The 18,223-nt window shown below is 70.5% G+C and carries 18 protein-coding genes; 12 read left to right on the top strand and 6 right to left on the bottom strand.

Annotated features, from left to right (window positions below; genetic code table 11):
* Positions 1-4: 4 nt before the first annotated feature.
* The 8 genes from ACYSUO_RS07750 to ACYSUO_RS07715 are packed head-to-tail and all read left to right on the top strand — an operon-like array spanning position 5 to position 8,392.
* Complete coding sequence (locus ACYSUO_RS07750) at positions 5-1,306, top strand: acyl-CoA dehydrogenase family protein (protein ID WP_461775283.1); 1,302 nt, start codon at positions 5-7, stop codon at positions 1,304-1,306.
* The gene (locus ACYSUO_RS07745) at positions 1,303-2,328 is read left to right on the top strand and encodes a phosphotransferase family protein (protein ID WP_461775282.1); all 1,026 of its coding nucleotides are present in this window, start codon (positions 1,303-1,305) and stop codon (positions 2,326-2,328) included. The genes ACYSUO_RS07750 and ACYSUO_RS07745 overlap by 4 nt, the downstream gene beginning before the upstream one ends.
* Positions 2,325-3,104 (top strand): enoyl-CoA hydratase-related protein, encoded by a 780-nt coding sequence (locus ACYSUO_RS07740; RefSeq protein ID WP_461775281.1) that lies wholly within the window; start codon positions 2,325-2,327, stop codon positions 3,102-3,104. The genes ACYSUO_RS07745 and ACYSUO_RS07740 overlap by 4 nt, the downstream gene beginning before the upstream one ends.
* Positions 3,105-3,106: 2 nt before the next feature.
* On the top strand, positions 3,107-4,099 hold the full coding sequence (locus tag ACYSUO_RS07735; RefSeq protein ID WP_461775280.1) for an NADPH:quinone oxidoreductase family protein: 993 nt from the start codon (positions 3,107-3,109) through the stop codon (positions 4,097-4,099).
* Positions 4,096-4,863 (top strand): SDR family NAD(P)-dependent oxidoreductase, encoded by a 768-nt coding sequence (locus ACYSUO_RS07730; protein WP_461775279.1) that lies wholly within the window; start codon positions 4,096-4,098, stop codon positions 4,861-4,863. The genes ACYSUO_RS07735 and ACYSUO_RS07730 overlap by 4 nt, the downstream gene beginning before the upstream one ends.
* Positions 4,864-4,923: 60 nt before the next feature.
* Complete coding sequence (locus ACYSUO_RS07725) at positions 4,924-6,390, top strand: aldehyde dehydrogenase family protein (RefSeq protein ID WP_461775278.1); 1,467 nt, start codon at positions 4,924-4,926, stop codon at positions 6,388-6,390.
* A complete protein-coding gene (locus ACYSUO_RS07720) occupies positions 6,387-7,604 on the top strand; it encodes a CaiB/BaiF CoA transferase family protein (protein WP_461775277.1) in 1,218 nt (405 codons plus the stop codon). The genes ACYSUO_RS07725 and ACYSUO_RS07720 overlap by 4 nt, the downstream gene beginning before the upstream one ends.
* A complete protein-coding gene (locus ACYSUO_RS07715; RefSeq protein ID WP_461775276.1) occupies positions 7,601-8,392 on the top strand; it encodes an enoyl-CoA hydratase/isomerase family protein in 792 nt (263 codons plus the stop codon). Before ACYSUO_RS07720 ends, ACYSUO_RS07715 begins: the two co-directional genes overlap by 4 nt.
* On the opposite strand, the gene ACYSUO_RS07710 is transcribed toward ACYSUO_RS07715, so the two are convergent.
* The 5 genes from ACYSUO_RS07710 to ACYSUO_RS07690 all read right to left on the bottom strand — a co-directional run bounded on the left by ACYSUO_RS07710 (position 8,377) and on the right by ACYSUO_RS07690 (position 12,656).
* Entirely contained in the window at positions 8,377-9,144 is a 768-nt protein-coding gene (locus ACYSUO_RS07710) for an SDR family NAD(P)-dependent oxidoreductase (RefSeq protein WP_461775275.1), read from the bottom strand. The genes ACYSUO_RS07715 and ACYSUO_RS07710 overlap by 16 nt on opposite strands.
* Positions 9,141-10,058, bottom strand: a complete 918-nt coding sequence (locus ACYSUO_RS07705; RefSeq protein ID WP_461775274.1) for a PaaX family transcriptional regulator — start codon at positions 10,056-10,058, stop codon at positions 9,141-9,143. Before ACYSUO_RS07705 ends, ACYSUO_RS07710 begins: the two co-directional genes overlap by 4 nt.
* Positions 10,059-10,078: 20 nt before the next feature.
* Positions 10,079-10,420, bottom strand: a complete 342-nt coding sequence (locus tag ACYSUO_RS07700; protein ID WP_461775273.1) for a hypothetical protein — start codon at positions 10,418-10,420, stop codon at positions 10,079-10,081.
* Positions 10,420-11,706: an aromatic ring-hydroxylating oxygenase subunit alpha gene (locus tag ACYSUO_RS07695; RefSeq protein ID WP_461775272.1), complete on the bottom strand. Its 1,287-nt coding sequence runs from the start codon at positions 11,704-11,706 to the stop codon at positions 10,420-10,422. The genes ACYSUO_RS07700 and ACYSUO_RS07695 overlap by 1 nt, the downstream gene beginning before the upstream one ends.
* Before the next feature lie 95 nt (positions 11,707-11,801).
* Positions 11,802-12,656 (bottom strand): enoyl-CoA hydratase/isomerase family protein, encoded by an 855-nt coding sequence (locus tag ACYSUO_RS07690; RefSeq protein ID WP_461775271.1) that lies wholly within the window; start codon positions 12,654-12,656, stop codon positions 11,802-11,804.
* Positions 12,657-12,726: 70 nt separating this feature from the next.
* On the opposite strand from ACYSUO_RS07690, the gene ACYSUO_RS07685 reads away from it, so the two are divergent.
* From ACYSUO_RS07685 to ACYSUO_RS07670, 4 genes are read left to right on the top strand one after another with little or no spacing between them, the layout of a single operon-like run.
* Positions 12,727-13,695: a TIGR03621 family F420-dependent LLM class oxidoreductase gene (locus tag ACYSUO_RS07685; protein ID WP_461775270.1), complete on the top strand. Its 969-nt coding sequence runs from the start codon at positions 12,727-12,729 to the stop codon at positions 13,693-13,695.
* A gap of 9 nt (positions 13,696-13,704) precedes the next feature.
* Positions 13,705-14,910, top strand: coding sequence for a CaiB/BaiF CoA transferase family protein (locus tag ACYSUO_RS07680; RefSeq protein ID WP_461775269.1), 1,206 nt, complete (start codon positions 13,705-13,707; stop codon positions 14,908-14,910).
* Positions 14,910-15,830: an HpcH/HpaI aldolase/citrate lyase family protein gene (locus ACYSUO_RS07675; protein ID WP_461775268.1), complete on the top strand. Its 921-nt coding sequence runs from the start codon at positions 14,910-14,912 to the stop codon at positions 15,828-15,830. Before ACYSUO_RS07680 ends, ACYSUO_RS07675 begins: the two co-directional genes overlap by 1 nt.
* A complete protein-coding gene (locus tag ACYSUO_RS07670; RefSeq protein ID WP_461775267.1) occupies positions 15,830-16,648 on the top strand; it encodes an SDR family NAD(P)-dependent oxidoreductase in 819 nt (272 codons plus the stop codon). Before ACYSUO_RS07675 ends, ACYSUO_RS07670 begins: the two co-directional genes overlap by 1 nt.
* A gap of 6 nt (positions 16,649-16,654) precedes the next feature.
* On the opposite strand, the gene ACYSUO_RS07665 is transcribed toward ACYSUO_RS07670, so the two are convergent.
* A complete protein-coding gene (locus tag ACYSUO_RS07665) occupies positions 16,655-18,217 on the bottom strand; it encodes a CocE/NonD family hydrolase (protein ID WP_461775266.1) in 1,563 nt (520 codons plus the stop codon).
* Positions 18,218-18,223 lie beyond the last annotated feature (6 nt).

Genomic DNA, 18,223 nt, shown 5'->3' with positions numbered 1-18,223 from the left:
ACCCATGTCATGGGACTTCGAGACGGACCCCGACTTCCAGCAGCTGCTGGACTGGGCCGACACCTTCGTACGCGAAGAGGTCGAGCCCCTCGATCTGGCCTTCCCCGGACAGCAGTTCACCCCACCGGGACCGGAGCTGCGCAAGATCACCGACCCGCTCAAGGAAGAGGTGCGCCGCCACCGTCTGTGGGCCGCCCACCTCGGCCCCGAGCTCGGCGGCGAGGGCTACGGGCAGTTGAAACTCGCCCTGCTCAACGAGATCCTTGGCCGCTCCGAGTGGGCGCCGGTCATCTTCGGCTGCCAGGCTCCGGACACCGGCAACGCAGAGATCATCGCCCACTACGGGACGGAAGAACAGAAGGCGAAGTACCTTCGGCCGCTGCTCGACGGCGAGGTGTTCTCCTGCTACTCCATGACCGAGCCGCAGGCGGGCTCCGACCCCGCACTCTTCGAGACACGGGCGGTCCGTGACGGGGACAACGGCTGGATCATCGATGGCTGGAAGTTCTTCTCCTCCAACGCCCGCACGGCCGCGTTCTTCATCGTCATGGCGGTGACCGACCCCGAGGCCGGACCGTACAAGGGCATGTCGATGTTCCTGGTTCCGGCGGACACGCCCGGCATCCGAATCGAGCGCAACGTCGGCCTGGGCGACGAGCCCCTGGGCGGCGGCGCCCACGCGCTCATCCACTACGACGGCGTACGGGTCCCGGCTTCGGCGTTGTTGGGCGGGCCGGGTCAGGCCTTCGTCATCGCCCAGACCCGCCTCGGCGGCGGTCGCGTGCACCATGCGATGCGCACCATCGGCCACGCGAAGAAGGCCCTGGACATGATGTGCGAGCGGGCGCTGAGCCGCCGCACACGGGACGGGGTGCTCGCCGACAAGCAGTTCGTGCAGGGCTACGTCGCCGACTCCTACGCCCAGCTCACCCAGTTCCGCCTGTTCGTGCTGTACGTCGCCTGGTCGATCGACAAGCACAACGACTACAAGAAGGTGCGCAAGGACATCGCGGCCGTGAAGGTCGTCATGCCGCAGGTACTGCACGACATCGCGCAGCGCGCGGCCCAGGTGCACGGGGCGCTGGGGATGAGCAACGAAATGCCGTTCCAGAAGATGCTGCTCGGCGCCGGGGTGCTGGGGATGGCCGACGGCCCGACCGAAGTCCACAAGGTCACCGTGGCCCGCCAGGTGCTGCGCGAGCACGAGCCCACGCAGGGCCTGTGGCCCACCGGTCATCTGCCCACCCGCCGGGAGGCGGCCATCGCCAAGTACACCGCGTACTTCGACGCGGAGGGAGAGCTGTGATCGACATCGAACGCCTGGCCACCTGGCTGGACGGCCTCGACCTGCCCGGCAAGGGCGACCCGCTGACCCACTCCTACGTCTCCGGCGGCACCCAGAACGAGATCTACGAAATCCGGCGCGGCCCGCTGCACTGCGCGCTGCGCATCCCCCCGCCCACCGCGCCCGCCTCCCGCGACCAGGGCATCCACCGCGAGTGGCGGATCATCGAGGCGCTGTCGGGCACGGAGGTGCCGCACACCCCGGCGGTCGCGGTGTGCACGGACCCGTCGGTGCTCGGCCGCACCTTCTACCTCATGGGGTTCGTGGACGGCTGGTCCCCGATGAACCTCACGGACAAGAAGTGGCCCGAGCCGTTCGCCTCCGACGCCGCCGCCCGCCGCGGCCTCGCCGAGCAACTCACGGACGGACTGGCCCTGTTGTCGATGGTCGACTGGCAGGAGAAGGGCCTCACCGACCTCGGCCGGCCCGACGGTTTCCACGAGCGGCAGGTGGACCGCTGGACCTCATTCCTGGAGCGTGTGAAAGGCCGCGAGATACCGGGGCTCGACGAGGCGTCTGCCTGGCTGCGCGCCCACAAACCACTCGACTACACGCCCGGTCTGATGCACGGCGACTACCAGTTCGCCAACGTGATGTTCCACCACGGCGCCCCCGCCCGGCTGGCGGCGATCGTCGACTGGGAAATGGGCACGGTCGGCGACCCCAAGCTGGACCTGGCCTGGATGCTGCACAGCTGGCCCGAGGACACGGCCGCCCCCGAGGCGGCTACGGCCGGCTACGTCGATCTCACCGGCATGCCCTCGCGCGACGAACTGCTGAGCCGGTACGCCGAGTTGTCGGGCCGTCAGGTCGACGATTTCGACTACTACGCCGTCCTGGCGAAATGGAAGCTCGCCATCGTCCTGGAACAGGGTTTCCAGCGCGCCGGCGACGACCCCAAGCTCCAGGCGTACGGGCCGCTGATCCTGAAGCTGATGCGCGAGGCCGCCGATCTCGCCGAGACATCGGGGTACCAGGGATGAGCGACGACGACGTGCTGGTGCGGGTGCGCTCCGGGAACGTGCTGGTGGCCCGGCTCAACCGGCCCGAGGCCCGGAACGCGCTCACACCTGAGCTGATGGCGGCCCTGGGCCGTGCGCTGCTGGAGGCGGAGTCCGACCCCGAGGTACGGGCCGTGGTTCTCACCGGCAGCGGCGACCGCGTGTTCTGCCCCGGCATGGACCTGCGCGCGTTCGCGGCGGGTGCGCACATGGGGCTGGGCGACGACCCGGGGCGGGCCGCATACCAACGCCTCATCGAGGGCGGCATCACGATCCCCGTGGTGGGCGCCGCCAACGGCAGCGCTCTCGGGGGCGGCATGGAACTGCTGCTCGCCTGCGACGTGGTGGTGGCCTCGGACACGGCGAGATTCGGCTTCCCCGAAGTCAAGCGCGGGCTGTTCCCGGCCGGGGGCGGGGCGGTGCTCGGCACCCGGATCCCGTTGGCTCACGCCCTGGAGCTGGTGTTGACCGGGGACCCGGTGGACGCACATCGAGCGCGCGAGATCGGCCTGGTGAACACCGTGGTCGCCGCCGACGACGTCCCGTCCGCCGCACTGGAGTTGGCCGGGCGCATCGCGGCGAACGCACCGTTGGGTCTGGCCGCGGCCAAGGAACTGGTCCGTACGACGCTCACCGACCCGGACCGCGCCGGCGCCCGCCAGAAGGAACTGCAGCGCTCCGTCTTCGCGAGCGAGGACGCGAAGGAGGGCGCGACGGCGTTCATGGAGAAGCGCGCGCCCGTATGGCGGGGGTGCTGAGCGTGAGGGCGGCACAGTGCACGGCCTACGGACCGCCGGAAGTCGTCCGGGTCGCCGACGTGCCCATGCCCGCTCTCGAGGCGGGGCAGGTGCGGGTGCGGGTCGGCGCGGCGGCCGTCAACTACCCGGACGTGCTGCTCGTCGCCGGGGAGTACCAATTGCCTGTGGCGCCGCCGTTCGTGCCGGGCAGCGAGTTCGCCGGGGTCGTGGAGGCGGTCGCCGACGAGGTGACCGGCGTACAGGTCGGGGACCGGGTGTGTGGGACGACAATGGTCGGGGCGTTCGCCGAGCGGGCCGTGGTGGCGGAACGGTCGGTGACCGTGGTGCCGAACGGCGTGGGCCTCGTGGAGGCTGCGGCCTTCGGCGTGGCGCATCGCACCGCGTACCACGCGCTGCACACAGTGGCCGGGATCGCGGCGGGTCAGGATCTCGTGGTGCTCGGCGCGGGCGGTGGAGTGGGCCTGGCAGCCGTCCAGTTGGGCGCGCTCGCCGGGGCCCGGGTCACGGCGGTGGCGTCGTCGGCGCAGAAGCTGGAGGCGGCGAAGGCGCAGGGCGCGACGGTGCTGATGGACCATCGCGGGGGCGGGCTGCGGGCCGCGCTCAAGGAGGCGTTGCCCGCCGGAGCGGACCTGGTGCTCGACCCGGTGGGCGGCACGCTCGCCGAGCCGGCGCTGCGGTCGGTACGCTGGGGCGGCCGGTTCGTCAGCATCGGCTTCGCCGGAGGCATCCCCCGCCTCCCGCTGAACCTCGTCCTGTTGAAGGGCGTCCAGGTGACGGGCTTCCAACTGCGGGATCTGGCCGCCCACTTGCCCGCTCAGTTCGAGGCGAACGAGGCGCGGCTGGGCGCCCTGTTCGCCGCGGGCACCGTCCGTCCGCACATCGGCGCCGAGTTCGCGCTCGCGGACACCGCGGCGGCCCTGCGCCGCGTGGCGGACGGCGAGGCGGTCGGGAAGGTCGTCGTACGCATGGCAGATGAAGGGGACACACCGCTGTGAACAGTCTGGCCGCACTCCACGACCTCACCGGCAGGGTCGCCGTCGTCACCGGCGGCTCCCGTGGCATCGGCCGCGCCATCGCCGGGGCCCTCGCCGAGGCGGGCGCCGATGTGGTCATCGCCTCCCGCAAGCTCGACACCTGCGAGACGGCGGCCGCCGAGATCGCCAAAGCGACCGGGCGGCGCGCCGAGGCCGTCGCCTTCCACGCCGGTCGCTGGGACGACTGCGACCGGCTCGTCGGCACGACCCTCGACCGGCTCGGCCGGCTGGACGTACTCGTCAACAACGCGGGCATGTCACCGCTCTACACGGACCTGACCGGCATCAGCGAGGAGCTGTACGACAAGACCCTCGCGGTGAACCTGAAGGGCCCGTTTCGGCTCGCCGTCCTGGCGGCGACCCACATGGCCGAGCACGACGGCGGCTCGGTCATCAACGTCGGCACGGCCGGTTCGCTGACCGCCAGCACCCGCGAACTCCCTTATGCCTGTGCCAAGGCGGGCCTCAACGCACTCACCGTAGGACTCGCGGAGGCCTACGCGCCGAAGGTGCGGGTCAACGCGATCCTGCCGGGCCCCTTCCTCACCGATCTGTCGCGCGGCTGGGCGCCCGAGGACCCCGACGAGGCGCCGTTCGTACCGCTCGGCCGCATGGGCCGCCCCGAGGAGGTGGCACCGCTGGCCGTGCACCTGGCGTCCGCGGCGTCCAGCTTCACCACCGGCGCGATCATCCGCGTCGACGGCGGCATCACCCGCAAGGTCTGAACCCCTCGTCCGTTCACGGCACCTCACGAGTCCGGCATCAACGCAGGAGGCGTACCGCACATGACCGACAAAGCCCCCGACCGGCGGCTGCTCATAGACGGCCGGCTCACCGGCGCCGCCACCACCTTCGCCTCCGTCAACCCGGCCACGGGCGCCGTCGTGGGCCACGCCCCCGACGCGGGCCCCGCCGAGGCCGAGGCCGCGATCACCGCCGCACGGCACGCCTTCGACACCACGTCGTGGGCCACGGACCGCGACTTTCGCGCGCGCTGCCTGGACCAGCTGCACCGCACACTCGTCGACCACAAGGAAGAGCTGCGGGCGCTGACCATCGCCGAGGTCGGCGCCCCGCACCAGCTCACCGCCGGCGCCCAGTTGGAGGAGCCGATCGGGGTCGTGCGCTGGTACGCGGACCTGTTGCCGACGTACGAGTTCAGCCGGGACCTCGGCGTCACCGAGGCCCGTGGCGCGCGGCACCGTCGCTGGGTGGAGAAAGAGGCGGCCGGCGTGGTCTCGGCGATCATTCCGTACAACTATCCGAACCAGATCGCTCTGGCGAAGATCACACCTGCGCTCGCCGCGGGCTGCACCGTCGTCCTCAAGGGCGCCCCCGACACCCCGCTCGTCACCCTCGCCCTCGGCGAACTCATCGCCGAACACACAGACATCCCGCCGGGCGTCGTCAACGTGCTCTCCTCCTCCGGCTCGGCCGCCGGCGAGCTGATGACCACGCACCCGGACGTCGACGTCGTCACCTTCACCGGCTCGACGGCCACCGGCCGCCGGATCATGGCGGCGGCCTCCGGGACGGTCAAGCGGGTCTTCCTCGAACTCGGCGGCAAGTCCGCCATGGTGCTGCTCGACGACGCCGATCTGCAGACGGCGTCGATGATGGCGGCGTTCATGTCATGCAGCCACGCCGGGCAGGGCTGCGCCATCTGTACCCGGCTCCTCGTTCCGCGCGAGCGGCACGACGAGATCGTCGACATGGTCGCCCAGGGCCTCGCCCGCATCCCCGTGGGCGACCCTGCCGACCCCGCGACGTACATGGGTCCGCTGATCAGTGAGCGGCAGCGCGACAAGGTGGACGCGATGGTCCAGCGTGCCGTCGCGGACGGGGCGAAGCTGGTGTGCGGCGGCGAACGGATACCGGGACCCGGGTTCTTCTACCGGCCGACGCTGCTCGCCGGGGTGGCCCAGGACAGCGAGATCGCACAGGAGGAGGTCTTCGGCCCCGTGCTGTCCGTCATCCCCTACGAGAACTCCGATGACGCGGCCGATGCCGTACGCATCGCCAACGACTCGGCGTACGGCCTCTCGGGCGCGGTGTTCTCCGCGTCCGACGAGCGCGCGGTGGGCGTGGCCCGGCGCATCCGCAGCGGCACGTTCAGCATCAACGGCGGCAACTACTTCGCCCCCGACAGTCCCTTCGGCGGCTACAAGCAGTCGGGGGTCGGCCGCGAGTACGGGCTCGAAGGACTCGCGGAGTTCCTGGAGACGAAGACGTTCGGGGCGGTGGCCAAGTGAGTGTGAAGCCTCTGGAGGGAATCCGCGTCGTCGAGGTCGCCATGTACGGCTTCGTGCCCTCGGCCGGAGCCGTGCTCGCCGACTGGGGCGCGGATGTCATCAAGATCGAGCACGCGGTGAACGGGGATCCCCAGCGCGGCCTGCGCCGCACCGGCGCGTTCGTCATCGAGGAGGACGAGCCGAACCCCAACATCGAGCACGCCAACCGTGGCAAGCGCAGCCTGGGCCTCGACATCTCGAAGCCGGAGGGGATGGCGGTACTGCGCGAACTGGTCGCGGGAGCCGATGTCTTCCTCACCAGTTTCCTGCCTCGGGCGCGCCAGAAGTTCGGCATCGAGCCCGAGGACATCCGCGCGATCAAGCCGGACGTCGTCTACGCCCGCGGCAGCGCCTTCGGCCCGCTGGGCCCGGAGTCCGACAAGGGCGGCTACGACATGACGGCGTTCTGGGCGCGTTCCTCGGCCGCCGCGAGCATCACGCCGGAAGGCCTCGACGGGATCCTGCCGCTGCCCGTGCCCGCGTACGGGGACACGATCTCGGGGACGAACCTCGCGGGCGGGATCGCCGCCGCGCTCGTCCGCCGGGAGCGTACGGGCGAGGGGTCCGTGGTCGATGTCTCGCTGCTGGGCAGTGGGGTGTGGGCGATGGGGCACGGCATCGCGCTCGCGCGGGCGAAGAAGCAGCCGTGGGTGATGGCGATGCCGGGCGGCCCGAACGGCATGGCCAATCCGCTCAGCGGCATCTACCGCACCTCCGACGACCGGCACCTCTCCCTGGTGATGCTGCAGCCGCAGAGGTACTGGGCGGACGTGTGCCGGCACATCGACCGGCCGGATCTCGCCGACGATCCACGCTTCGCGACCGCGGAGCTCATCGCCGAGCACGCGGAGGAGGGAGTCGAGCTGCTCCGCGAGATCATCGCCACCCGGCCGCTCGCCGAGTGGGCCGAACGGTTCGTCACTCTGTCCGGGCCCTGGGCGCCCGTCCAGGACTCCGTCCAGGTCGGCGAGGACGTACAGGTGCGCGCCAACAAGTACGTCACTCGCGCCGGACGTCTCGAACTCGCAGCCAGTCCAGTGCAGTTCGAGTCCGAGCCGCTCGACCACCTCGACCCCGCCCCCGAGTTCGCCGCGCACACCGAGCAGATCCTGCTCGAACTCGGCATGGACTGGGAACGCATCCTCGCCCTGAAGGAGGCGGGCGCGGTCACGTGAACGGCGGTGCGGAGAAGGATCTTGGAACGACGGGGCTGCGCCTCGAACGGGACGGCGCCATCGCTTGGTGTCACATCGACAGGCCCGAGGCGCGGAACGCGCTGACACCCGCGATGTACTTCGGCATCAAGCGGGCGGTACGCCGCGTCAACACCGACCCGGACCTGACCGCGCTGATCATCACGGGCACGGACGACGTGTTCGCGCCCGGCGGCGATCTGGGCGGCCGGGCGCAGCCGGGGGACGCCGACGTGTCCGCCATCGGCCATGACATCCTGCCGTTCACCGCCATCAGGGAGTCGCGGGCCCCGGTGATCGCCGCGGTGAACGGGATCTGTCAGGCCGGCGGTCTGCTGATCGCGATGATGGCGGACATCACGGTGGTCAGTGACCGGGCGACGTTCCGGGTGCCGGAGCTGCTGCGCGGCATCCCGGACGCGACGTTCGCGGCGGCGCTGCCCGCACACGTGGGGGTGGCGGTCGCCCGTGACCTGTTGCTTTCGGCGCGCCGTTTCGACGCGGCGGAGGCGTTGCGGCTCGGTCTCGTCTCACGCGTCGTACCGCACGCATCGCTGCGGGAGGCGGCCCTGGCGGCGGCGCACGAGGTGCTGCGGACGCCGCCGATGGCGCGGATGCACGTCAAGCGGATGCTCAATGAGCGGTACGGCGTCATCGACCACCAGACCATGTTCTGGGCACTGGAGGAGTCGCCCGAGCCGCGCGAGGGGATGCGGGCGTTCCTGGAGAAGCGAGACCCGAGCTGGGTGCCGGATCAGCCCACCACGTAGCCGCCGTCGACGGGCAGCGCCACCCCGGTGACGAAGGACGAGGCGTCGCTCGCCAGGAACAGCACGGCTGCGGCCAGTTCTGACGGCAGGCCCCAACGGTGCATGGGCTGCGCCTTCATGACAGCGTCGGGCGGCGGCACGGCGTTCTCCGGGCCGGCGCCGGAGAGCCCCGTCCACGTCATGCCGGGACACACGGCGTTGACGCGGATGCCCCGGGTCGCGTAGTCGAGTGCGGCGGACTTGGTCATCTGGACGACGCCGCCCTTGGCTGCCGCGTAGACGGCGTGCTTCTTCCAGCCGACGAGGGCGGCGGAGGAGGCGGTGTTCACGATCGAGCCGCCTCCCGCGCGCAGCATGGCGGCGATGCCGTACTTCATGCCGAGGAAGACACCCTTGAGGTTGACGGCGATGACGTCGTCGAAGGTGGCCTCGTCCTGTTCGGCGAGGGGTTTGCGGGGGCCGCCGAAGCCGGCGTTGTTGAACAGGACGTCGAGACGCCCGAAGTGCTGCTCCGCCGCGCCGATCATGTGCTGTACGTCGCCGGTGTCCGACACGTCGGTGTGCACCGCGAGGGCGGCGTTGTCCCCGATCTCCTTGGCGACCGCTCCCTCTTCGCCGCTGCGGTCGGCGCAGACGACCTTGGCGCCCTGCTCGGCGAAGAGCAGGGCGGTCGCCCGGCCGATGCCCGAACCCGCGCCGGTGACGACGGCGACCTTGCCGGCGAGACGGCCTGCGGCACTGCTTGTGCTCATGGTGGCGGCTCCTTGTCGTCGTCCGTGGTGCGGTGCCCTGTCTGTGCGGCGAGCGCCGGGTGCTGTTCGGCCACGAGCTGACGGACGCGGACCTCCGCGAGCGGCCCGAGCGTGTCGTAGATCTGCGCGAACACGGCGCGCGCGGCGCGGCCGGGCCAGCTCTCGGGCAGGAGGTTGGCCGGGAGTTCGGGGTCGATGCCGACGAGCTCGCGCCACACATCCTTCACGGTGGTGCGGGCCACGAGGGCTTCCGCGGAGCCGACCTGCCCGCTCGCCACCCTTTGCAGGAGCGGGGTGTACTCGGCGATGAAGTCCTCGTACGCGGACTGGATGGCGTCCAGGTCCCACGCGCCCAGCGGGTCTCCGGCGCCCCGCGCATGAGTGAGGGTGGAGCGCAGCACGGTGGCGCTGCGCACGCCGACGCTCTCGAGCAGTTCGACGGTCTGGTCCTGGTCGGCGTGCGGCGACATCCACACCCCGTCGTACACCGCGGCGTATCCGAGGAAGCCGAGCCGCCGCCGGAGGGCGTGGCGTACGTCGCGCCGGTCGTCGGGTACCGAGAAGATCACCGTGGTCCACAGTCCGTCCCACGGGCGCTCCCGCGCGCCGAAGTTCACGATGCGGCGCTGCAGCTGTTCCAGCGGGCGCACCGCGCTCGGCGCCGGCCGGTAGTAGGTGCGGCGTCCGTCTCTGTGGACGTCGAGGACGCCGCGCCGGGCCAGTCTGCCGATCGCGGCACGGGCACTGACCGGGGTGATCCCGAAGTCGCCGAGCAGTGCGACGAGCGCCGCCGACGGCAGGGCGTCCTCCGCCCGGAACCAGTGGTCGGTAAAGAGACCGAGGATCAGGTGCTGGGGGTTGGCGCCGGCCTGCGCGCGTGGCAGGTCGACGTCGACGAGAGTCTGCGCGTTCATCGGCGTGAGCGTACGTGGCCTCACACCGCCGGCTCGACGAGGGTGTCGAAGAAGGCGGCGCCCGCGTCGGGGATGCTCGGCTGCTCGAAGACGTTCACCGCGTAACTGACGAGGATCATCGAGAACAGCAGTCGCAGCAGGCGAAGTTCGGGTTCGGGGAGGGCGTCGAGGTCGTGGCCGTCGAGGTGGGCGATGGCCTCCTCGGCGCGCGGCGCGATCACGTCGTAGAACGCGCCGAGCTCCGTCATGTCCTTCGTCAGCCGCATGTCGTAGCGCTCCTGCCGGGTCGGCAGCGCCCAGTCGTCGACGTACGGTTCGAGCTCGCCGAAGCCCTCGGGGAGGAGCCGTTCGGTGGTGGTCATCACGCCTCCTGGTGGGCGGCGACGGTGTCACGGACGGTCTTATGGAAATGCCGGATGAGCAGTTCCTGGTCGCTGAGGTGGAACTCGCGGTTCGCGCGGGACTTCAGTCCCGAGTGGGTGGCCTCGATGGTGTTGACGTCCTGCATGGCGAACTCGATGGTGCTGTCGACGACGAGTTCCTGCGCGAGCCGCTGCTGGGCGTTCTCGGGCGGTACGAAGTACAGGTCGATGTCGTAGATGTGCGAGTCGGCGCTCTCCGGCCAATAGGTGTACGTGATGTAGAAGCCGCGGGCCCATATCTGCACGGAGAGGTTGGGGAAGAGCCAGAACTGGTCGTTGCCCCATGACTTGATGCGGCCCTTGTTGAGGAACTCCGGGAGCGGGCCGAGGTCGGGCACGTCGTCCGGGCCGAACAGTCCGGCGCGGAACAGCCGGTACACCCACTTCTGGTCGTTGGTCGCGGGCCCGAGCGCGCCGGGCTCGCGCGGCGGGAGCGGGGGCGGTCCCGGCACGGAGGTGAGCATGTGCGGGGTGAACAGGTCGTAGTGGTAGGCGTCGACCGGCGGCACCATCTTCTCGGCCTTGGCGACGTCCTTGTCGATGAACCGGGCGTGCACGTACGGCGGGTGGTACCACTCGCACACGGAGTCCACGGCGAGCTTCCAGTTGCCCTTGATGTGGGCGCGGAAGCCGTGGTGGCGGGTCATTTTCTCGAAGGGGTACTGCTCCAGTTCGAGGAGACGGTCACCGAGATGGACACGCAGCGGCACCGGGTCCTCGGCGAGATTGACGAAGACGAAACCGGCGAACTCCTCGCAGTGCACGGGCGGCATCCGCAGCCGCTTCTTGTCGAGGTCGAAGAACTCCTGCTCGTTCGTGACGTGCGTGACCTGTCCGTCGAGCCCGTAGCGCCAGCCGTGGTACTTGCAGTGGAACTGCCGGCACATCCCGGCGCTCTCCTCCTGCGGGTGCTCCTGCCACACGACCTTGTTGCCGCGGTGCGCGCAGACGTTGTGGAAGGCGTGCACCCGGTCGTCGGCGCCGCGGGTCACCACGATCGAGGCCAGGCTACCCGGTAGTTCGCGGGTGAAGTACGAGCCCCTGCGGGCCAGTTGTTCGGAGCGGCCGACGTAGAGCCAGGACCGCTGGAAGATCGCGGCGCGTTCCGCCTCGAAGAACTCGGGCGAGACGCAGTCCTCGTACGAGACGGGGGCGGTGCCGAGTTCGGGGTAGTTCGGTGTGAACTTGCCCTTGCCGGTGGCCAGTCGTTCCTGAAGTTCCGTCATGGACCATGTCCTCTCGGGTCACGCGTCACCGTGCACTGATAGTAGACAGTTGCTCGCGCTGAACTCCATATAACTGTCGCGTATTTGCGCCGCTTTCAGCTCCACGGCTCGTCGTCGTAGGCCCGATCCAGGGGCGCCATGCCACCACCGAACGGGAAGAACTCCTGCTGGGCGTACGTCTCACGGCCGAGGCCGTGACCCAGCTCGTCGAGGAAGGCGCGCTTGAGGTTCTGCGTGAACAATTGGCGGGTGTAGCGCAGGACCAGATACGGGCGCTTGGCGAGTTCTCGCGCGAGCTCCCAGGCCCGGTCCAGGACCGCGTCCTTGGGGTGCACCTCGGCGACGGCACCCCACTCCTTGGCCTCCTGCGCTCCGAGCTGTTTCCCGGTGAGCAGCAGGTAGCGGGCACGGTTGTGGCCGACGAGGAACGGCCAGATGACGTGCTGCCCGTCGCCGGGAACCTGGCCGCGCGGGAAGTGCGACACGTCCTGGAAATAGGCGTCATCGGAGGCCAGCACGATGTCGCCCATCAGCGGCACCTCGGAGTGGATGTTGCACGGCCCGTTCACCACGCTGATCATCGGCACGTCCACGTCGAGGACGTTCCACATGAGGTTGCGGTTGTACCAGGCCTTCTCGTCGAGCTTGCGCAGTCCACGCACGCCCGGCATGGCGTCGTACAGGGGCGGATCCGGGAGCTCGCCATTGGGCAGCCGCCCCCAGTCGGCGTTGTAGTTGGCGCCCGTTCCCGTATGGATGAGCACCTTGATCTCCCGGTCGCCTGCCACGTCGGCGAAGGCGTCGGCCATGTCGTCGTGCGCCTTCCAGTCCCACACCAGGCTGTCGCCGTCGGTGTGACACTGCATGAACAGGATGCCTTCCTCACTCAGCTCGAAGCGGTAGTTGCGGTACCGGTCCCGGTACTCGGCGAAGCGTGCGCGCTTGACCACATGCCCTCCCGTTCCGTTCGTCGCGGTCGAGGCATGGCGCCCCAACTGCTGGACAGTTATCGTGAGTTGCGTGACAAGTGTGCAGCCATTCAGGTTCGCCGTCCAGGCGACGAAGGCAACATCCGCGAAGGAGTGGCGCGAGACGGCGCGCTCCGTGCAGGACCTCGGCTACAGCACCCTGTTCCTCGCCGACCACTACCTCGGGCCCGGCCCGGCCCAGCAGGAAGCCCGTTGGCCCGCACAGCACCTGGCGCCCGTAGCGGCGCTTGCCACGGCGGCGGCCGTGACGGACACGCTGCGGGTCGGCTGCAGGGTGTTCTGCGTCGACTATCACGTGCCGGGCGTCCTGGCGAAGGAGGCCGCGACGATCGATCTGCTCTCCGACGGGCGCCTCGAGTTCGGCATCGGCGCCGGGTGGAGCGAGCCCGAATACCGGGCCATGGGCCTTGAGTTCGCTCCTGCGGGACGGCGCGTGGACAAGCTCGAAGAAGTGGTCGCGCTGTTGAAGGCGCAGTGGGGCGGTCAGCCGCTTGACCTGCGGGGCGAACATGTGACCGCGGTCGACCATTCCGGTCTGCCGCTGCCGGTGCAGCGCCCGCATCCACCCATCATGATCGGGGGTTCCCGGCGCCGCGTGCTGTCGTTCGCGGCGCGCGAGGCCGACATCGTGAGCCTCGCGAATGTCCCGTTCGTGGCCCGCGATGACGCGGGCCGCACACCTTCCGAAGAGGCGGCACACCGCTACGGGGTGGTGCGGGAGGCGGCGGGTCAGCGCATCTCCGTTCTGGAGGTGGAGAGTTCACCGTTCTTCGCCAGGGTCACCGACGACCCGGTGTCGGCGGCGGACCGTGTGGGTCGCAGGCTGGGTGTGCCGTCGGAGGGCCTGCTCGACCACCCGAACGTGCTCATCGGCCCGCCCGACGAGGTGGTCGACCGCCTCCGGGAACGGCGCGAGCGCTTCGGGGCCAACTACATCACCGTGCAGCAGAGCGAGGCGGAGCGCTTCGCCCCTGTGGTCGCGCGGCTCACCGGAACCTGAGGAGGCGCCGTGACACATGGCCCGCATGGCCCGCTGCACGGTCTTCGCGTCGTCGAGATCGCCACCCTCGCCGCCGGGCCCACCGTGGCGACGACGCTCGGCGAGTTCGGCGCGGAGGTCATCAAGGTGGAACAGCCCGGTTCGGGCGACCCCATGCGCACCTGGGGCGACCGTCGCGACGGCATCGGCCTGCTGTGGAAGAGTATCGGCCGCAACAAGAAGTGCACCACGCTCGACCTGCGCGCCGTGGCGGGCCAGGAACTTCTGCACCGCCTTCTGGAGCTCAGTGACGTGCTGGTCGCGGGCAACAGGCCCAGCGCGCTGGCCCGTTGGGGGCTGGAATACGACTCCGTCCACGCGGCGCACCCGCACATCGTGATGGCCCACATCACCGGCTACGGAAGCGGTGGCCCGAAGAGCGACCGGCCCGGCTACGGCACCCTCGCCGAGGCGATGAGCGGTTTCGCCCACCAGACGGGCCAACCCGACGGACCGCCGACGCTGCCGCCGTTCATGCTCGCCGACGGTGTGGCCGGCCTGGCGGCGACGTACGCGGTGATGATGGCGCTCTACCACCGCGACGTGCACGGCGCGCAGGGCCAGCTGATCGATGTGAGCCTCGTTGAACCGCTCACCCGGCTCCTGGAGACCGGCACGCTCGCGTACGACCAACTCGGCCTGGTGAAGGGCAGGTCGGGCAACATGCTGCCGGCCAGCGCCCCGCGCAATACGTACCGCACGGCCGACGGCCGGTGGCTGGCCGTCTCCAGTGCCTCGCCCAGCATCGCGGCGCGGGTGTTCCGCGCCGTCGGCCGCGCGGACATGGCGGAGGACCCCGACTACATGGATCCTGTACGCCGCCAGGAGCGGGCGGCCGAGGTCGACGAGGCCGTGGCCGACTGGGTCGCACGCCACACGCTCGACGAGGCCATGGCCGCCTTCGACGCGGCCGAGGCGGCGGCGACCGCGGTGTACGACGCTCCCGCCCTGCTGGCGGACGAACACCTGCGGGCACGCGGGACGTTCGCGGCGGTTCCGGATCCCGACTTCGGCAAGGTCACGGTGCAGACACCGGTGGCCCGACTGAGCGAAACACCCGGCCACGTAGCCCACCTGGGGCGGTCGTTGGGTGCGGACAACGACACCGTCTACAGCGAACTGCTCGGCCTCTCCCCCGCCAAGATCGACGAACTGCGCGCCGGAGGGACGATCTGATGGGCACGCACATACGTCGCCCCCGCCGCTCCGAACTGGCCACACCCGCGAGCAGTGAGCGCATGTGCGCCAAGGCCCCGGCCTCCGGCGCCGACCTGGTCTTCCTCGACCTGGAGGACGCGTGCGCACCGGCCATGAAGGAAGCCGCCCGCGCCATCGCCGTCACCGCGCTCACCGAGCAGGACTGGGGCACGACCCTGCGCGCCGTCCGTGTCAACGGCCTGGGCACCCCTTGGTGCCACGACGATCTCATCAAGGTCGTCACCGGGGCGCGCGACGCACTCGACGTTGTGATCGTGCCCAAGGTGCGCACCGCGCGCGACGTCTGGTGGGTCGACGTGCTCCTGACGCAACTGGAGCAGAAGCTGCGCCTTGAGCGGCCGATCGCCCTGGAAGTGCTCATCGAGGAGGCCGAAGGACTCGCGAACGTTCTGGAGATCGCCCGTGCCGGCCCTCGAGTGGAGTCCCTGATCCTCGGCGCGGGCGACCTCTCCGTGTCGCTCCGGTCCCGCGTCGACGGCAACTTCGATCCGCTGGGCGCCTACCCCGGCGACTTCTGGCACTTCGCCCGTACGCAGGTACTCACCGCGGCCCGCGCCGCGGGGATCGCCGCGGTCGACGCACCGTTCCCGGCGTACGGCGAGCCGGAGGCGTACCGCGCGTCGGCCCGGCAGGCCGCCCTGCTCGGCTTCGACGGCAAGTGGGCGATCCACCCGTCCCAAGTGCCCTTGGCCAACGAGGTGTTCACGCCGACCAAGGGGGAGGTCGAGGACGCCGAGGACATCATCGCGCGCTATCGCACGGCCGAGGCGGAGGGCACGGGCGCGATCGGGCACGACGGCCGCCTGGTGGACGCGGCGCACATCAAGTTGGCGACGAACGTGCTGGACCGGGCCATCCCTCGACGAACGGAGTCCTGATGCGTATCACGAACGACCATGTAGCGGTCATCACCGGCGGAGCCAGCGGGATCGGCTACGGACTCGCCGAGGCCCTTGCCGCGCGGGGCGTCCGCCTGGTGATCTCCGACGTACGCGAGGAGGGCCTGACGAAGGCGCGGGCATCGCTCGCGGAGACGGGAGCCGACGTCACGGCGGTGGCTGCGGACGTCTCCGACGAAGCGTCGGTACGGGCGCTGGCCGACCGGACCATGGCCGTGTACGGGCGGGTGGATCTGGTGTGCAACAACGCGGGCGTGGTGTCGCCCGCGGCTCCCCTGTGGGAGCAGACATCCCGGACCTGGGAGCTGATGATCGGCGTCAAGGTGCTCGGCGTCGTGCACGGCGTCCGCGCCTTCGCCCCGCTGCTCATCGAGCGGGGCGCGGGACACTTCCTCAACACCGCCTCCTCGGGCGGCCTCGCCCCGCTGCCCGACCGCACGCCCTACACCACGACCATGCACGCGGTGGTCGGCCTGACCGAGACACTCGACGTTGAGCTGAAGCGGGTCTCGCCCGCACTCGGTGCCACCGTGCTCTGCCCCGGCCTGGTCGACACTCCCCTCGGCCGGAACTCCGAGACGCTGGGCGCGATCCGCCTGCCACCCGGCACCTCAGCCTCGATGCGGGGCATGGCCGGGAGCCGTGGAGGCATTCTGTCCCCGCGCGAGGTCGCGGAGGCGGCGCTCGACGCCGTCGGGTCGGGGCGGGTGCATGTGGCGCCCGGCGGTGGTGTGGCGGAGCGGGCACGGGCGCGGGTCGCGGCGCTGCTCGCGGACATCGAGAGCGGTGACGCGTGAGCGCGCTCAGTCGTTCCGCACCGTGAGCCGCAGCGTCGAGCCACGTGCACCCACGCCCAACCTCACCCGGCCTGCCGGTACATCCGAGTCGATCTCCGGATAGTCGTCGCTCGACACACGCAGCGCCAGCCGGTGCCCCGCCGCGATCCGGTAGTGGGTCGGCCAGATGTGCACCGCCAGGTCGTGGTCCGTGCCCGGTGTCACCGGGGCGAGTTCGGTGTGCCCGTGGCGGTGGCTCGCCTTGAGCCAGCCGGCGGTGATCCGAGTGCGGGTGCCGTCCGGCGCCACGTCGTACAGTACGGCGGCGATATTGCCGTCGGAGGCGGTGAACGCGGCACGGACCGTCACGGCGCCGTCCCCGGCGAGGACCACATCGCGGGTGAACTCAGCGGTGCTGAAGAGGAGTTGTTGGTCGTCGCGGGGCGCATCGGTTCCAGTGTTGACCTCGAACGCGGCCTCCCCCGCTACGCCGGACGCGGCCCCGAGGGAGCCGTCCCGCCGCAGTGCCAGCGTCAGACGGTGCGCGTCGCGCGGCGGCCACTGTTGGAACTGCTGCCAGCCGCGGCCCGCCCCCGGGCCGGGGATCTCGTACGAGGTGATGTGCGCGGCCGGCAGCGGCGCGCTCCGGTCACCGCCGAGCCACCGGTCCCACCAGGCCAGGTACGCGCCCGGGCCGATGCCCGCGTACTGGGTCGCCGGGTCCCCGTGGTCCCAGGGGCCAGAGACGAGCCACACGTTCTCCGGCCGGGCGAGGTAGTTCTTGACCATGCCGTCGCGGTAGCGGTCGTACCAGCCGTTGATTTCGAGGGTGGGGACCGTGAGTTGGTCCCAACGGCTCTTGACGCTGCGACCGCGCCAGAAGTCGTCGTAGAGCGGGTGCGCGGCGTAGGTCTGGAGTGTGGCGGGGGCGGTGGACCGCTGCCAGTCGCGGATGCGTGGTGAGTAGATGCCGCCGCGGTAGATGGTGTTCTCGTACCAGTCGTGCAGGGCGTTGGTCGGGATGATCGCCCTGAGGTGCGGGGGCCGGTTCACCGCGACGAGGAGACTGGTGTGTCCGCCGTAGCTGACACCCATCTGACCGATGTCACCGGTGCAGCCGGGGTGCCGGGCGAGCCATTCGATCGCATCGTAGTTGTCGCGCTGTTCCTGGGGGCTGAAGGGGTCGACGGTGCCGGGGGACGCGCCGGATCCGCGGGCCTGGCAGACGAGCGCGTTGTAGCCGCGGCGGACGAAGTAGGCGGCCGCGTCGCCGAAGCCCTCCAGGTTGGCGGCGTAGGCGGTGAACTCGTAGACGATGCCCGGGAAGTGGCCGGTGGCCGGTTTACCGTCCGGGGCGCCGGGCCGGTACAGCTGAGCGGCCAGGTGACTGCCGTCGCGCAACGGCACTCTGACGTCCTCGCGTACGACTCCGTAGTCGGCCGGTCTGTCGTACGAGAAGAAGGGGTCGGTGAGGGTGCCGGGGCTCGCGGCCACGGCGGCGCGGGCCGGACCGAGTGCCGCGGTCAGTGCGCCGGCCCCTGCGAGGGCACACACCGTGCGGCGGCTCGGGGTGAACTCGGTGATCTCCATAGGTAT

The organism is Streptomyces sp. UC4497 (assembly GCF_054871485.1).
The sequence above is the reverse complement of the archived record's forward strand: the minus strand, read 5'-3'. Positions and strand labels throughout refer to the sequence as shown.

Coding starts and splice junctions, on each gene's coding strand:
- ACYSUO_RS07750 (WP_461775283.1), top strand. CDS start 5: ATGTCATGGGACTTCGAGACGGACCCCGACTTCCAGCAGCTGCTGGAC.
- ACYSUO_RS07740 (WP_461775281.1), top strand. CDS start 2,325: ATGAGCGACGACGACGTGCTGGTGCGGGTGCGCTCCGGGAACGTGCTG.
- ACYSUO_RS07725 (WP_461775278.1), top strand. CDS start 4,924: ATGACCGACAAAGCCCCCGACCGGCGGCTGCTCATAGACGGCCGGCTC.
- ACYSUO_RS07710 (WP_461775275.1), bottom strand. CDS start 9,144: ATGAGCACAAGCAGTGCCGCAGGCCGTCTCGCCGGCAAGGTCGCCGTC.
- ACYSUO_RS07705 (WP_461775274.1), bottom strand. CDS start 10,058: ATGAACGCGCAGACTCTCGTCGACGTCGACCTGCCACGCGCGCAGGCC.
- ACYSUO_RS07700 (WP_461775273.1), bottom strand. CDS start 10,420: ATGACCACCACCGAACGGCTCCTCCCCGAGGGCTTCGGCGAGCTCGAA.
- ACYSUO_RS07695 (WP_461775272.1), bottom strand. CDS start 11,706: ATGACGGAACTTCAGGAACGACTGGCCACCGGCAAGGGCAAGTTCACA.
- ACYSUO_RS07675 (WP_461775268.1), top strand. CDS start 14,910: ATGGGCACGCACATACGTCGCCCCCGCCGCTCCGAACTGGCCACACCC.
- ACYSUO_RS07670 (WP_461775267.1), top strand. CDS start 15,830: ATGCGTATCACGAACGACCATGTAGCGGTCATCACCGGCGGAGCCAGC.
- ACYSUO_RS07665 (WP_461775266.1), bottom strand. CDS start 18,217: ATGGAGATCACCGAGTTCACCCCGAGCCGCCGCACGGTGTGTGCCCTC.